General features: G+C 35.6%; 15 protein-coding genes and 2 pseudogenes. 4 read left to right on the top strand and 13 right to left on the bottom strand.

Translation table 11 applies throughout. The features are described from left to right. Nucleotides 1-70: 70 nt before the first annotated feature. The 5 genes and pseudogenes from KHA87_RS22575 to KHA87_RS05845 all read right to left on the bottom strand — a co-directional run bounded on the left by KHA87_RS22575 (nt 71) and on the right by KHA87_RS05845 (nt 2,845). Nucleotides 71-289, bottom strand: coding sequence for a GrpB family protein (locus KHA87_RS22575; protein WP_213093158.1), 219 nt, complete (start codon nt 287-289; stop codon nt 71-73). A gap of 166 nt (nt 290-455) precedes the next feature. Next, the gene (locus tag KHA87_RS05855) at nt 456-1,028 is read right to left on the bottom strand and encodes a GNAT family N-acetyltransferase (protein WP_213093157.1); all 573 of its coding nucleotides are present in this window, start codon (nt 1,026-1,028) and stop codon (nt 456-458) included. A gap of 217 nt (nt 1,029-1,245) precedes the next feature. Then, nucleotides 1,246-1,367, bottom strand: a pseudogene (locus KHA87_RS22120) (integrase); the annotation flags it as partial. A 144-nt stretch (nt 1,368-1,511) separates the two neighbouring features. Beyond that, nucleotides 1,512-1,985 (bottom strand): annotated as a pseudogene (locus tag KHA87_RS05850) (IS1595 family transposase); the annotation flags it as partial. Between the two features lie 56 nt (nt 1,986-2,041). Then, entirely contained in the window at nt 2,042-2,845 is an 804-nt protein-coding gene (locus KHA87_RS05845) for a phosphotransferase family protein (RefSeq protein WP_213093156.1), read from the bottom strand. 110 nt (nt 2,846-2,955) lie between these two features. Between KHA87_RS05845 and KHA87_RS05840 the strand changes: the two genes are divergently transcribed. Continuing rightward, a complete protein-coding gene (locus KHA87_RS05840) occupies nt 2,956-3,600 on the top strand; it encodes a DNA-3-methyladenine glycosylase family protein (protein ID WP_213093155.1) in 645 nt (214 codons plus the stop codon). Between the two features lie 82 nt (nt 3,601-3,682). Further along, nucleotides 3,683-4,687 (top strand): sigma-70 family RNA polymerase sigma factor, encoded by a 1,005-nt coding sequence (locus KHA87_RS05835; protein ID WP_213093154.1) that lies wholly within the window; start codon nt 3,683-3,685, stop codon nt 4,685-4,687. Nucleotides 4,688-4,709: 22 nt separating this feature from the next. Here KHA87_RS05835 and KHA87_RS05830 read toward each other — a convergent pair whose 3' ends face one another. From KHA87_RS05830 to KHA87_RS05810, 5 genes are all read right to left on the bottom strand, one after another. Beyond that, the gene (locus KHA87_RS05830; RefSeq protein ID WP_213093153.1) at nt 4,710-5,660 is read right to left on the bottom strand and encodes a DMT family transporter; all 951 of its coding nucleotides are present in this window, start codon (nt 5,658-5,660) and stop codon (nt 4,710-4,712) included. After that, on the bottom strand, nt 5,660-6,067 hold the full coding sequence (locus tag KHA87_RS05825) for a MerR family transcriptional regulator (RefSeq protein ID WP_213093152.1): 408 nt from the start codon (nt 6,065-6,067) through the stop codon (nt 5,660-5,662). Before KHA87_RS05825 ends, KHA87_RS05830 begins: the two co-directional genes overlap by 1 nt. Before the next feature lie 365 nt (nt 6,068-6,432). After that, the gene (locus KHA87_RS05820) at nt 6,433-7,410 is read right to left on the bottom strand and encodes a ring-cleaving dioxygenase (protein ID WP_213093151.1); all 978 of its coding nucleotides are present in this window, start codon (nt 7,408-7,410) and stop codon (nt 6,433-6,435) included. A gap of 199 nt (nt 7,411-7,609) precedes the next feature. Continuing rightward, nucleotides 7,610-8,113: a YbaK/EbsC family protein gene (locus tag KHA87_RS05815; RefSeq protein WP_213093150.1), complete on the bottom strand. Its 504-nt coding sequence runs from the start codon at nt 8,111-8,113 to the stop codon at nt 7,610-7,612. Between the two features lie 120 nt (nt 8,114-8,233). Then, nucleotides 8,234-8,869, bottom strand: a complete 636-nt coding sequence (locus KHA87_RS05810) for a hypothetical protein (RefSeq protein ID WP_213093149.1) — start codon at nt 8,867-8,869, stop codon at nt 8,234-8,236. 242 nt (nt 8,870-9,111) lie between these two features. On the opposite strand from KHA87_RS05810, the gene KHA87_RS22375 reads away from it, so the two are divergent. Next, on the top strand, nt 9,112-9,243 hold the full coding sequence (locus tag KHA87_RS22375) for a hypothetical protein (protein ID WP_283249415.1): 132 nt from the start codon (nt 9,112-9,114) through the stop codon (nt 9,241-9,243). A 166-nt stretch (nt 9,244-9,409) separates the two neighbouring features. On the opposite strand, the gene trhA is transcribed toward KHA87_RS22375, so the two are convergent. Genes trhA through frlD form a run of 3 tightly spaced genes read right to left on the bottom strand, consistent with a single transcriptional unit; the run spans nt 9,410 to nt 11,912 of the window. Then, the gene (trhA, locus tag KHA87_RS05805) at nt 9,410-10,048 is read right to left on the bottom strand and encodes a PAQR family membrane homeostasis protein TrhA (RefSeq protein ID WP_213093148.1); all 639 of its coding nucleotides are present in this window, start codon (nt 10,046-10,048) and stop codon (nt 9,410-9,412) included. 44 nt (nt 10,049-10,092) lie between these two features. Further along, nucleotides 10,093-11,103, bottom strand: a complete 1,011-nt coding sequence (locus KHA87_RS05800) for an SIS domain-containing protein (protein ID WP_213093147.1) — start codon at nt 11,101-11,103, stop codon at nt 10,093-10,095. 23 nt (nt 11,104-11,126) lie between these two features. Further along, entirely contained in the window at nt 11,127-11,912 is a 786-nt protein-coding gene (frlD, locus tag KHA87_RS05795; protein WP_213093146.1) for a fructoselysine 6-kinase, read from the bottom strand. Between the two features lie 153 nt (nt 11,913-12,065). Here frlD and KHA87_RS05790 point away from each other — a divergent pair, with 153 nt between their 5' ends. After that, nucleotides 12,066-12,449 (top strand): CopG family transcriptional regulator, encoded by a 384-nt coding sequence (locus KHA87_RS05790; RefSeq protein ID WP_213093144.1) that lies wholly within the window; start codon nt 12,066-12,068, stop codon nt 12,447-12,449. The last annotated feature ends 728 nt before the right edge of the window (nt 12,450-13,177 follow it).

The following is a 13,177-nucleotide window of genomic DNA, read 5'->3' as shown; positions in this document are numbered from 1 at the left end:
AATCATTGTTAAAATAACCTGCCCTTTTAGCACAACAAAAAAGCTGAAATATCTATATTATTCAGCTCCGTTAATCTAGCATTTGTTTCCTCTGGTTATAAATTCCTTGTACAAATTGTTCCTTATAGTCGGTGTATTCATTTATCCGCCCATTTTTGTTATTCAAAAATGCCATTTTCAAATTATTATATTGTTTTCTTGCCTCTCCGTTTGAATTTATATAATCCCAAAAAAATATTAAGACGCTTATTCCATCATAGCGCCCGTTTGTTGAATACTGTAAAGTCATCCGTTATGGATGATTAATATAAACGGAAATATTGTACGCTAAGGCTGAAAACGTGATACAAAAGGGATGGTCCAATAACGTTCGTTCTATGAAAATAAACTAATGCAAAAAACTTTCTATTCTTTAAAACATATAAGCCCGTCCAAGAGAGGATGGATTAAAAAATTTAATTATTCGTGTATTCCTCTTTAAGTATGCTGTATATTTCTAAATCAACAACTCCTTTGTCTGACCATAAAGAAGCTTGTCTTAACAATCCTTCTTTCATAAATCCGTTTTTCAAGAGGACTTTCTTTGAAATCTCGTTTGCAGGCATCACCTCTGCTTGAATTCTGTTAATATTAACTTCTTCAAATAAAAATTTTACTAACGTATGAACGGATTCAGTTGCAATGCCCTTACCCCAAAAATCTTCCGCCAAATAATAACCAATAGTTACCATATTCACTTTTTGGTTAAAGTCCATTGATTCCAAAATTCCAACCAATTTATTACTTTGATTCTTCTGAAAGATACCCCACTTGACTCTTCTTTTTTTATCGTAATCCTTATCAAAATGACCAATCATCTTACTTACCGTTTGTAAGTTATGTCTTGGAATCATTCCGCAATATTTGAATACTTTGTCATTGTCGTAGATCGAATATAATTCTTGTAAGTGTACCTCTTCGATTTTTTTTAATATCAGATTCGTAGATTCCAATACTGGAAAACCCGCGAAAACTTTTTGAATATTCATGTTACTTCCTCCCATAGGTTAGCCCTCAATTAGTATGTAAATCTTCATTTTCGTTTCATTCGGAATTGCTGATTTTATTACATCTGTTATTCCTTAATTGTACAGAAAACAGTCCTAAACAATCTGGCCAAATTCATGAATAGATACTAATTGTTTACTTAATTTTAGCATAAAAGGTAATATTGAAAATACATTGCATGCAAAAAGCACAATCACTAAAAATATTGCTGTAAAAATCATGTCTTAATTTTCCACTAAGATAAGCATAATTCTTGTAGTCTCGCCCTTTTCATGCCCAAGAAGACTTTGAATCACTTCTAAAGGAGCACCGGTTGTCAATCATTTCACAATCTCCTTTGAAATTTTGCAAAGAGATCTAATTTCTGTAAAGGAGATGCTCCACAATCTGGCCCGATTGTTGAATATAAGTTAGATAGCACTATTCAACTAACTTGCCCCGTTAGTTGAATAAAAAAATAAATTTTATACAGTAAACTTAGATAAACTGAGTTTATCATATGTTTCTATATTTGGAATTAAATTGCTCTTTATTATCATATTGGTCAATGTGACCTCATTTAGCTGATGATTGATGCTCTCTAACACTTGAAACCCCGCAAGATAATTGTTAAGATACTTGGTCGCCACGCCGTAAAGCGTTGTATCTAACCTTTCATTCTTCGGTGGTAGTTTTTGACGTTCTGGAGGTGATATAGACCCTTGTAGCGGTCTCTTCCTGCATTACACATACCTGCTACTTGCTTATGCCACGTTTCTTTACGGAACCGCCTCGTTTGCGTGGCTTTCTATCTTTAATCTTTCTTTGTCCATTTTCAGAGTACAGGAAATAGGTCTAGTCCATTTCAACGATACCTTGGAAATTTGTGATTTCCATTTGTTTTAACGCCGTTAGGAGCTTGGCCTCCAATAGAATAAAGTGACATGAGTAATGTCACCGTTAAACAGGGCCATTATAAAAGTAAATGGCCCGGTACTGATCCAGGCCATTTCTATTAAATCATTGCTCTAATTTTATTAACCAGCATTTCTTTTTCCGGCTTTGGAATCCCTTCCACTAACCTTGCCGCCATCACTGGCAAAAACCACTTCTCGATACTTTCAAATGAAAGATTGGAAGATCTCAAATATGCTTTAATATAATACTTTACAAAAGCTTTTCGTACTGTTTGGATAATAAATTTAGTAGCTTTTGGCATGTCAGGGGGCAAATAAGAATCTCTCATAATCAAAATCGTTCTTGCTATGTCACCACAAGGATTTCCTGATGCTCCCGTCATCCAGTCCAATATTTTTGTTTCTCCATTCACCATAATGATATTATCACTATGATAATCACCATGGCATACCTTATTGTCCTCCGGAAGCAGTTCCAGGTAATCTAATATAATTTGTTTTTCCTTTTCGGATAAAAGCTCTGTTCCTTTAATATTTCTAGAAAGATGTGAACGTTGTGATGGTAGCTGGTCAGTGCTTTTTCCATGAAAAGATAGCTGTAATTCAGCAAATTTTTGTGCATTATTTCTAATAGAAAAAGGCTGCGAAGAAATAAGCTGCGTGAAGCTATTTCCGTTTACTCTTTCATAGGTTATTCCCCATTTATCCTCTATTTCTATTAATTCACCTACATTCGGAGCAGATATACCCAATTGACGGATCATTTTGCTCGTTACATATTCCCTTTCAATTAGCTCATGCGGAATATGTTTATGAAAAAGCTTTAGCACCATATTTTCATTGTTTTTTAATAAAAAAACCTCTGCTGTATTACCTCTTCCTATTCGCTTCCCTATTTCCATTTCTTTCCCTCATCCCAAAATTCCGATTAGTTCATTTTTTCTATATAACAATATTAAAAATATGGGATAATGTAAATAAAAATTTTACCGTAGTAAGGAATGTGAAACCATTGAATCAAATCATACTGGAAAGGCTGGGACAAGCCGATCCCCTCATGAAAAAACTTATCGATATTATTGGTCCACTTCCACTTGTAAGAAGAGATGATTGTTATCAGGCATTATTAAGATCCATTGTCGGACAGCAATTATCCGCTAAAGTGGCATCCGTTATTAATGAGAGATTGAAGAACTTGGCGAATCATAATTTATCACCTAGTAATATCCTCTCTTTATCCGATGAGAACTTACGGGAAATCGGAATTTCTTTTCGTAAAATATCTTATATAAGGGATCTATCAGAAAAAGTCGAACAAAATGAAATTATATTTGATCACTTATTCCATATGGGAAATGAAACAGTAATTCAAATTTTGACGGAGATAAAAGGTATTGGCCGCTGGACTGCAGAAATGTTTCTTATTTTTTCCCTAGGCAGATTAGATGTATTGTCCCTGTTGGATATCGGGCTGCAGCGAGGAGGGAAATGGCTTTATTCTGCTTCGAAAGACACGGATGGGAAGAAGCTTCTAGAAGAAAAAGGCAAACATTGGGCTCCATATCAATCCATTGCTTCCTTATATTTATGGGAAATCGTGAACCTAGGGTTCGTAGTAGAATATACTTCCTTTAATAACTATTTGAATCGTTCATAATAACTTTCTATCCCAAAAAAAATTCATCAATTTTGACCGAAAAATATCACTATTTCCGTCTATATAGTGATGGAGGTGTTAAATGGAAAAATCAATCGAAATTCAATATGTAAAAGAAGCTATGAACGGTGATGTAAACGCGTATTCCCTATTAGTAAAAAAATATTCAAACGCAACCTTTGCAACGGCCATAGGAATCGTGAAGGATCCCCATATAGCACAGGATTTGGCACAAGAAGCTCTTGTGAAAGCATGGTTTCAAATAGGGAAACTAACACAAGCAGATAAATTTAGTAGCTGGCTGTATATCATAACAAAAAGACAATGCGTAGACTGGATTCGAAAGAAAAAGATAACTGAACCGATTGAGCATGCCACCCATCTATATGATGAAAGAAACAATGTAGAAGCGGTTTTTTATGAAAATTATCTCAAGGAATCCATTTGGAATGCAATAAATCAATTAGATGAACCTAAGCGTATCGTTACCATTTTATATTTCATAAGTGGATTTACCATCAAAGAAGTAAGTGAATACTTAAATATTTCCATGAGTGCCGTTGAAAGCAGAATCAGAAGAGCGAAAGAAAAATTAAAGAAGGAGTTGTTTGAATTTATGGAAACGAAGCTATCCAATAATACACCTGGTAAAAGGATTCATGAAGAAACGATGTGGAGAATTGTACCGAGAATCGCCACAATTGAGATACCTGTATCCAATATCCAGGCATCAATTGAATGGTATCATAATGTATTAGGTACTAAAGTTGTTCATCAATCAGATCATGACGCAATGCTTCACTTACAAGGTGGTAACCGAGTTGGAGTTCCTACATTATATTTAGTTCAAACCAATTCGAAGGAAAGACTAACCTTTGAAAACACAAATACAAAGATAGTTCATAGTGTCATAGACTTTTTTATTCCTGACTTAAATCGCTATCATTCATTTTTAAAAAATCTAGGTGTGGAAGTTACAGATATTAATTATCTCCCTGGAATGGAAAACCAGGGAGGCTTTGGATTTAAAGATCCTGATGGAAATGTATTATCTGCATGTAATGTGACCCATCTAGGACAAGAATAGATAGCTAGGGAAAAATCCCCAGCTATCTTTTCATAACCTTAACTTTTCGATTTCTAATTGCCGTTGACCCTTTTGTAACTTCAGCAAATGAGATTCGAATGACCCCAGTAGAAAGGAAAACACCTATGATAACACAAACAGCTCCAATCATTTCTAATAGAGTAATGGGAGTTCCTCCCATGACTGAAATGATCATCGCTACAACAGGAACGATGTTAAAAAATATGGCTGTTTTATTAGAGCCAAGTTCTTTCATTCCTTTATTCCACCAAAGATAGCCTAATACGCTAGTAAATACAGCCATAAATAATAGTGCTCCCCATGCTTGCATCGGAATATCTTGTATTGAAACAGGCTTTGAGGAAAAGACGGAAACTATTATTAGTGCAAAAGCTCCGATAATCATCGTATAACTAGTTGTGGATATCGGAGTGCCACCCTTAATGAATCTTCTTGCAAGAACTCCGTATAATGCCCAACAAATATTCCCCCCAAGGATTAGGCAATCTCCGACAGAAACAGATAGGTTTTTTATTATTTCAAAGGAACCATGAGTAATAACTAGCAATACACCAAAAAAGGCAAATAGGATTCCAATTGCTTGTTTTTTTGAAATTGCTTCTTTCATTATGATTCTAGCAATAATAGTGGTCAACAAAGGGTTTAAACCCATTATCAGCGCACCATTTACAGGCGAAGTATATTTCAATCCTGCAAAAAATAAGCCATTAAATCCAAAGATTCCGACGATCCCAAGTATAATATACCAAAGTAAATTTGTTTTCAATATTTCTTTTTTTATACCCTCTGTTGTAAGTAAGATGATGACCATGATCAATGCTGCCGCCCCAAATCTCCAAGCTGCCGCAGAGGAAGGCGAAAGATAGTCAACCGTATATTTTGCTAGTTGAAAGGTGGCTCCAGTAAAAACAGAAAACCCAAGAAGCATGACATATATTTTTATATCCTTCATCACTTGCTCCTCCCTTTATTCAGCAAAGAATAATAGATTTCAAGTTTATGTTTGGTTGTGGACATAATGTCTTCCAGCTCACGCTTTTTCTTTTCCATTTTTTCTAGATGCTTTGTCAATATTTCAATCCGATTATGGATGGATGGTGTAAGCTCGGTCATATTCATATTCGACTGAATTCTTTCCATCATACAGCCGTCTTTCACAAACTCCTTCATTTCCTCTAAAGTCATGCCAGTTTCTTTCAAGCTCTTAAGGAATACCATAAACTGAATTTCCAAATCACTATAAAACCTTCTACCCGCAGTGTGTCGATTGGCTGGTGGTAATAAACCGATTTTCTCATAGTATCTTATTGTGTAAGAGCTAATTCCCGTCCTTTCTGCCGCTTCACTAATGGAATACATGTATAACTCATCCCCTTTGTTTGTAATTAACATCAGTTTATAACTTAGAGTTAACTCTAAGTCAAGGGATTCATTAATATAATTTTTGATAGGCTCTTTTCTTAAAATTTATTGCTTTTATTAAACATTTTACTTTTTTCCCTCTCCATATTGTCTACTAGACTACTTCTATCAGACATTTCTCCTCCGGGGTCTCTTGTATTTTGTCTACTACTTTTAGTGACGAAAACCATATTTAAATATCTTAGGAAAAGATGCCCCGAATCCAAGTCTAAATTTGGAACGTGAACAATATATGCGAAAACAGTCTTTAAAAATAAAAAACCAGTGTATTCTTGGTTTCTCCGAATACACTGGCATTCATATTATTCCTTCTTAAATTCTATCGTACTTCTTACTGTATCAATCGGACGTACATAGCTCTCGATTTTTTGGCGTTTTGATTCTAAAAATGGTGGTAAGGATAATTTTTCCCCAAGAGTTTCATAAGGTTCGTCTCCCATGAATCCAGGACCATCCGTTGCAAACTCAAATAATATTTGCGGTGCAACACGAGCATACAGTGATTCGAAGAAGAAGCGATCCACATAGCCTGAAGTATGGAAGCCAAAATGGCTCATTCTTTCTATCCATTCCTCCAACACCGTACGATCCTCTACGCGGAAGGCTGCATGGTGGACAGTTCCAAAGCCTTGTCGTCCCGGAGGCAAAATAACATTATGCTCCACGACAACCTGTGCACCGTTTCCTCCCTCCCCTACTTCGAATAAGTGGAAGGAACCTTCTACGCCAATTTCTTTAAATTGCAGCACTGTCTCCATCATTTCTTTAAAGTAACCAAAATCTGCCACTCGAACAAAAATCGGTCCTAATCCTGTAATTGCATATTCTAATGGAATTGGTCCTTTTTGCCATGGTGTTCCTGACTCTACCCCTTTATTATGTTCATCCGAAATTAATTGATATTGCTGATCATCAAAGTCCACAAAGGATAATGTTTTCTCTCCAAATTGTTCCTTAATCCCAAAATGCTTCACTTCCATCCGATCAAAGCGCTTAACCCAATAATCTAGCGCCGCATCACTTGGAACTCGAAAAGAGGTTTTGTTAATCTCATTTGTTCCGTGCGTCCCCTTTGGAATACCTGGAAAATCGAAGAAGGTCATATCCGTTCCTGGACCGCCTAGATCATCGGCAAAAAATAAGTGATAGGTCTGAATATCATCTTGATTCACTGTCTTTTTGACTAAACGCATCCCAAGAACATATGTGAAAAATTCATATATTTTTTCTGCACTGCTTGTAATGGCAGTAACATGATGTATCCCTTTTAAACCATTCATGTAATCTCCTCCTACCTTGTTATTATATCCAGATTACAAAATATAACCATTTTATTTCGTGATATGAATATCTCGAATTCGAGATAAATTTATCATAGATTTTAGATTTTGTAAAGGTATTGTCCTCGTACTTATCTACTGAATTTTTCCAAACGAAAATGGACTGCCTAAAAAAGACAATCCATATAGGTGACATTTACTACATGGCTACTGTGTTCTCCATCTCCTCTTCCCATCCCTTACACACATCAATCCAATCTTTTGCAGAGGAATATTGCCATAATTCATTGTTCGTTAATTCAATACAAGAGTTGGAACTTCCACATGCGGGGAATACTGTGGTGAATCTCTTCAATGATTTATCAAGGAAAACATCCAGGTCCTTTTTCAGTCCAAAAGGACAAACTCCGCCGACTGCATGACCTGTTTGTTCAAGAACCTCGTCAGGAGTAAGCATCCGTGGCTTAAAGCCAAATTGTTCTCGAAATTTTTTATTATCAATCTTTGCATCACCTGCCGCAACGACTAGAACCGCCTTACCGTCTGCTTCCCCTCTAAAGGAAATGGTTTTGGCAATCCTGGCTGGAATGACACCTATTACAGCAGCTGCTAGCTCCACTGTTGCACTGGAAGCGTCAAATTCCATGATATCCTGTTCCCGATTCCATCTTTTCAAATGGGCTTGTACACTCTCCAAAGACAATATGATCATCCTTTCCTACGTAAGTTATGGAAAATGATAACATACTTTAGATAATAAATGGAATAGTTAGAAAAAAGGCTTGTAAAGGAATAAAGCTACTCCCTTACAAGCCTGCCTTAATTAGAAACTGATGCTTTTTGACTCTTCCTCGATAATGCTGTTTCTTGGGAAGCCCACTGTCCCTCTTGCTTTATTATGAAAGATCATAATCAATATCGGAACGATAATAATCAACGAAAGCATTAACATAAGAATAAAAATAGATATAGGCTGGATTTTTTTATACGTTTGCTCAGCATACTTATGATAAAAATGATTGATTTCATCATTTCCTACAATTTGTGAGTTATCAACAAATTCTTTTTTATCGACAGCGTAATAATATATATCTGTGTTATCAAATAGAAAAAAAGAATCCCGACGTTGTGATGCTTTCGCATATGCGACTACAATTTGAGAATCATATTCCTCGGTAACTTCCTCGTTTTCATCTGTTTCAGGGTCGTCAGCCGTAATAATTTTTTTAATATGTGCATTTGTTACTATAGTATCTTCTACGACAACACTATTAGGGTCATAGTAATTCATATTATTTTTCAGATGTTTTTCCAGCGCCTTATTAAATATAGAATTTACATTTTCTTCAGCCTGTACATTCCATGAACCACTGAGAAAGAACAAACTGATAATCGCCATTGAACTAATAGTGAATTTCATTCCTACTGTAACGAATTTGTTTTTAAACATCGAATTCATCCCACATTCCCCCTAGATTATTATGAAAAGCTCTTTTCCTCCTTTTTTAAAAAGTCTTACATTTCTGGAAATATCAAGATGTATTTCCATTGTATACGTTATCACTAAGGCTTTCACTATATTTCAAGAAAATTCAATAATTTTTCAAATGATTACGGTTATACTTTTAACTTATAGGATAATATGCCAAAAAGGGGTATAATATAAATGAATAAATTTTTGGAAAAGGTGGTGACTTTCCATTGAAAAATCGTACTAAGAAAATTAGAAAAAAACGAGCTGCTTTAAAGGATTATTTAAAGGACAGTCTAAAAAATTGGAAGCCAAAAACGGGGAAAGCGCCTTTATCTAATAGTAAAAAGTTGATTAGTTAAGGGTTTGACCAAGGTAATGCTTATCTGTTTGCACATGAGTTTCACATTCATGTGCTTTTCTTATTCAAATCAGTTTTTTTCATTTATATGCCTTTTACAACATTTAATGCGATTTTTCTTTGTCTAGAGATACATAAAAAACCCCGCTCAATTGAGCAGGATTCCATTATTTCACATATAATAATATTCCTAGAAAGTGGCATAGGGAGCCTCCAAGTACAAACAAATGCCAAATGGCATGATGATACTTAAATCCGCGCCATACATAAAAGATGGTTCCAACTGTATAGACAATGCCGCCAGCTACTAAAAGATGCAATCCGGCAGGGTTTAGATTAGTACTCACCTGATGCCAAGTAAGTACGATGGACCATCCCATTAAAATATAAAGAATGGTGGATGTGAAAAGAAATTTTTTCACAAAAAAACATTTAAATACTGTCCCTAAAACCGCTAATCCCCATATTACTCCAAACATGGTCCAGCCTTCCCAGCCCTTAACAACCAATAGCATAAACGGGGTATAAGTCCCTGCGATAAAAAAATAGATAGCAGAGTGATCAAGTATGGCGAATATATCCTTAGCCTTTCCATCTCTTAAAGAATGGACTAATGTAGAGGATAAATAAAGAAAAAGCATCGTAATGCCGAAAACAGTAAAGCTTATGATATGCGATGCACTCCCATAAATCGCCGAAAACCAGACAAGAAGAACAAGTCCGGCAATACTCAATACAGCACCTATTCCGTGAGTAATCGAGTTTGCGATTTCCTCTCCTCTAGAAAATGTATGGGTTGCAGCCATTTCTCCACTTCCTTTCCTTTCCTATATTGTACCTTACTTATTCGTTAATACTCAAATTTCCGATAATATCGACGTATATCTAAATCGTGGCCAGTGTATTTTTCGTAGTAGCGAGCTAGTCTATCCACTAAGAGTGTTGAAGAAATAGTCGGTGCCAAAATCCAGCGAAAATCATCATCAATTCCTACTAATGGATAATCTTTCGTATCGATTACCACCAATTTGTTCGTAAACTTCCGGCAAAACTTCTCTACTCGTTCATCCAATTCCCGACCTTTTCCTTCTCCTTTTACAAGGAATACAGGAACATTCTCTTGAACCAGCTCTAACGTCCCGTGGAAGAATTCAGAGGATGTTACAGATTTTGTACGGACCCACTGCATCTCCTCTAATATACACATGGAAAACAAGTAAACTTCTCCCCACATTTCTCCATTGCCGACCCAAATATTATATGGTTCATTGTAGTAGTTTTGTGCAATCTCATCTGCTATGGGTTCAAATTTTCGCTTTGCCCCCAACAGATTTTCAGGCAGAAGCTCTAATTGTTCCGCAAAACGTGGATAGTCCGTAAATTCTTCCCTTAAATGAAGAAGTTTGAAAATCAGCATAAATAATTGAATGTACTCAAATTCCACACCATTTTTGGCCTTGTTAGGTATAGCCCAGTTACTATACTTTTCCAAGGAGCTGTTAGCGGTTCCGATTAAGGAAACAACCCGGATTCCTTGCTCCTGGCACCACTTTGCTGCTGCAACTGTTTCCTTAGTATCCCCAGATTTAGAAGCCATTATCACAATGGATTCTTTTGTTAATTGACGGTGTCCTGTCAATACAATCTCCGCTGCCTGTTCAGCGTAAACAGGAATATCAGATAGCTGCTTTAACATTTCCTGAATAGGCCACATGATCGAAATGGAACCTCCGACAGAAATAAAAAAAAGATTTCGAAATCCTTGTGTATGTATTTCATTTGCAATAGTTTCAATTTCCGCTCTTGTTTCATACGTTAACCTAGCATTTTCTCTATATACATTTTCATCAAATTTCAACATGATTGCTCCTCCTTGTACCTCATTCATGCGTGCCATGCTCCAAAATATTGAATCGTTTTACTTGCTCGAACAGCTCCAAGCTTCATAGCATCGGATATGGTAGCTCTATTAGCTATGCCAAACATAAACCCCGCAATATAGGAGTCCCCTGCCCCCAATGTGTCTACTACATTCACATCCTCAATACCATACTTATAAAATTGACATCCATCATATGCCAGCGAGCCATTTTGACCTAAGGTAGCAACGGCAACTTTTGAACCATATTGATGAAGCTTCACCAAAATGTTGCGTACATACTCGTCATCTTCTTTATAAGAAATAAATGCATAATCAATATACATTGCAATAGATTTCATTTTTTCCAACTCATGTTGATCTGCAAAATCATAAGAGATAACAGTATTTCCGTGAAGATCCTTTAAATAGGTGTCACATCTGCCCCATGTAGCTGTATGTACAAATTGATGTCCCTTTATGTACTCAAGCCCTTTCCTATCAATGGTAAAGAACTCAAATACACCTTCTTGATAATTGGCCATGGAACGATCACCGTTTGTTAAAGTGATTTCTGTTTTAGCGGTTTTACCAGAAGCAATTTCAATATGGGAAGTATCGATCCCTTTATTATTCAAACCATTAATAATGAGCATCCCGTTTTCATCATTTCCAACAACACCTAAATAAGCTGCTTCTCCTCCCAGTTCACTTATATAAACAGTAAAGTTTACAGCATTGCCACCCGCATATTTTTCTCCCGTTTGTATATAACAATCAATGCAATTGTCACCTATTCCTATAAATTTCATTAGACATCCTCCGGCATCCACTTTTCATGTATTCTAGTATTTTATCAAATATTCAAGCAATTTTAAATATTATATTTCCTGTCTTTGAATCTATGTTAGACTAGAATAAAATCATTTTGGATGGTAGGAGGATGGTATGAAGATGGTATGAAGATGGCTGATACAGAAAAAATAACCATTAATATGAATGTAGTGGATTTAGGAAAGGTTGACTTTTTGGTAGAGCAGGGATTCTATTCGAACCGCACCGATTTTATAAAGACATCGATCCGAAACCAATTATCAACCCATGCAAAAGAAGTTGAAACAGTTATTACAAGCAAATCATATGTACTGGGAATAACCCGCTACGACAAAAGATCTCTCACCAAATTACTAAATGAGAACAAAAAATTAAATATTAAAGTCATTGGGATGCTAGTTTTTGAAGACGATATAAATGTTGAACTCGTTGAAAAAACAATTAATTCCGTTAAAGTGTTCGGTGTGCTCAAGGCAAGGCCGGAATTAAAGGAAGCTTTATTTTATATTGGTTGAAGGTCCGTGAATAAAAGTAGCTTTATTATGAGGGAAATAACCTGGTTCATAAATCGATGACAGACATGTTGAATACATTTTTATTATATTTTGTCTTTCATTTCACTAATGAAAGACATTTTGGCTATAATTCCACCTTTTTTTGTCCTTCATACCCCTTATGAAAGACATTTTGACTATATTCCTACCTTATTGTGTCCTTCATTCCCCTTATGAAAGACATTTTGGCTATAATTCTACCTTTTTTGTCCTTCATACCCCTTATGAAAGACATTTTGGCTATAATTCTACCTTTTTTTGTCCTTCATACCCCTTATGAAAGACATTTTGACTATTATTCTACCTTATTTTGTCCTTCATTCCCCTTATGAAAGACATTTTGACTATAAACGTGACTTATTTTGTCTTTCATCCCACTAATGAAGGACATTTTGGCTAGAATTCTACCTTTTTTTGTCCTTCATACCCCTTATGAAAGACATTTTGACTATTATTCTACCTTATTTTGTCCTTCATACCCTTTATGAAAGACATTTTGGCTATAGATCTACTTTATTTTGTCCTTCATTCCCCTTATGAAAGACATTTTGACTATTATTCTACCTTATTTTGTCCTTCATTCCCCTTATGAAAGACATTTTGACTAAAATTCCACCTTATTTTGTCCTCCATACCCCTTATGAAGGACATTTTGAATATAATTCTACCTTTTTTTGTCCTTCATACCC

The organism is Bacillus sp. FJAT-49736, from assembly GCF_018343615.1.
GTDB lineage: Bacteria > Bacillota > Bacilli > Bacillales > Bacillaceae_C > Margalitia.
The sequence above is the reverse complement of the archived record's forward strand: the minus strand, read 5'-3'. Positions and strand labels throughout refer to the sequence as shown.

What these genes read in the sequence shown, in the direction of transcription:
- KHA87_RS05790 (WP_213093144.1), top strand. Translation starts at nt 12,066, where the DNA reads ATGGCTGATACAGAAAAAATAACCATTAATATGAATGTAGTGGATTTA.
- trhA (WP_213093148.1), bottom strand. Translation starts at nt 10,048, where the DNA reads ATGGCTGCAACCCATACATTTTCTAGAGGAGAGGAAATCGCAAACTCG.
- KHA87_RS05855 (WP_213093157.1), bottom strand. Translation starts at nt 1,028, where the DNA reads ATGAATATTCAAAAAGTTTTCGCGGGTTTTCCAGTATTGGAATCTACG.
- KHA87_RS05825 (WP_213093152.1), bottom strand. Translation starts at nt 6,067, where the DNA reads ATGTATTCCATTAGTGAAGCGGCAGAAAGGACGGGAATTAGCTCTTAC.
- KHA87_RS22575 (WP_213093158.1), bottom strand. Translation starts at nt 289, where the DNA reads ATGACTTTACAGTATTCAACAAACGGGCGCTATGATGGAATAAGCGTC.
- KHA87_RS05835 (WP_213093154.1), top strand. Translation starts at nt 3,683, where the DNA reads ATGGAAAAATCAATCGAAATTCAATATGTAAAAGAAGCTATGAACGGT.
- KHA87_RS05830 (WP_213093153.1), bottom strand. Translation starts at nt 5,660, where the DNA reads ATGAAGGATATAAAAATATATGTCATGCTTCTTGGGTTTTCTGTTTTT.
- KHA87_RS05800 (WP_213093147.1), bottom strand. Translation starts at nt 11,103, where the DNA reads ATGTTGAAATTTGATGAAAATGTATATAGAGAAAATGCTAGGTTAACG.
- KHA87_RS05845 (WP_213093156.1), bottom strand. Translation starts at nt 2,845, where the DNA reads ATGGAAATAGGGAAGCGAATAGGAAGAGGTAATACAGCAGAGGTTTTT.
- KHA87_RS05820 (WP_213093151.1), bottom strand. Translation starts at nt 7,410, where the DNA reads ATGAATGGTTTAAAAGGGATACATCATGTTACTGCCATTACAAGCAGT.
- KHA87_RS05810 (WP_213093149.1), bottom strand. Translation starts at nt 8,869, where the DNA reads ATGAATTCGATGTTTAAAAACAAATTCGTTACAGTAGGAATGAAATTC.
- frlD (WP_213093146.1), bottom strand. Translation starts at nt 11,912, where the DNA reads ATGAAATTTATAGGAATAGGTGACAATTGCATTGATTGTTATATACAA.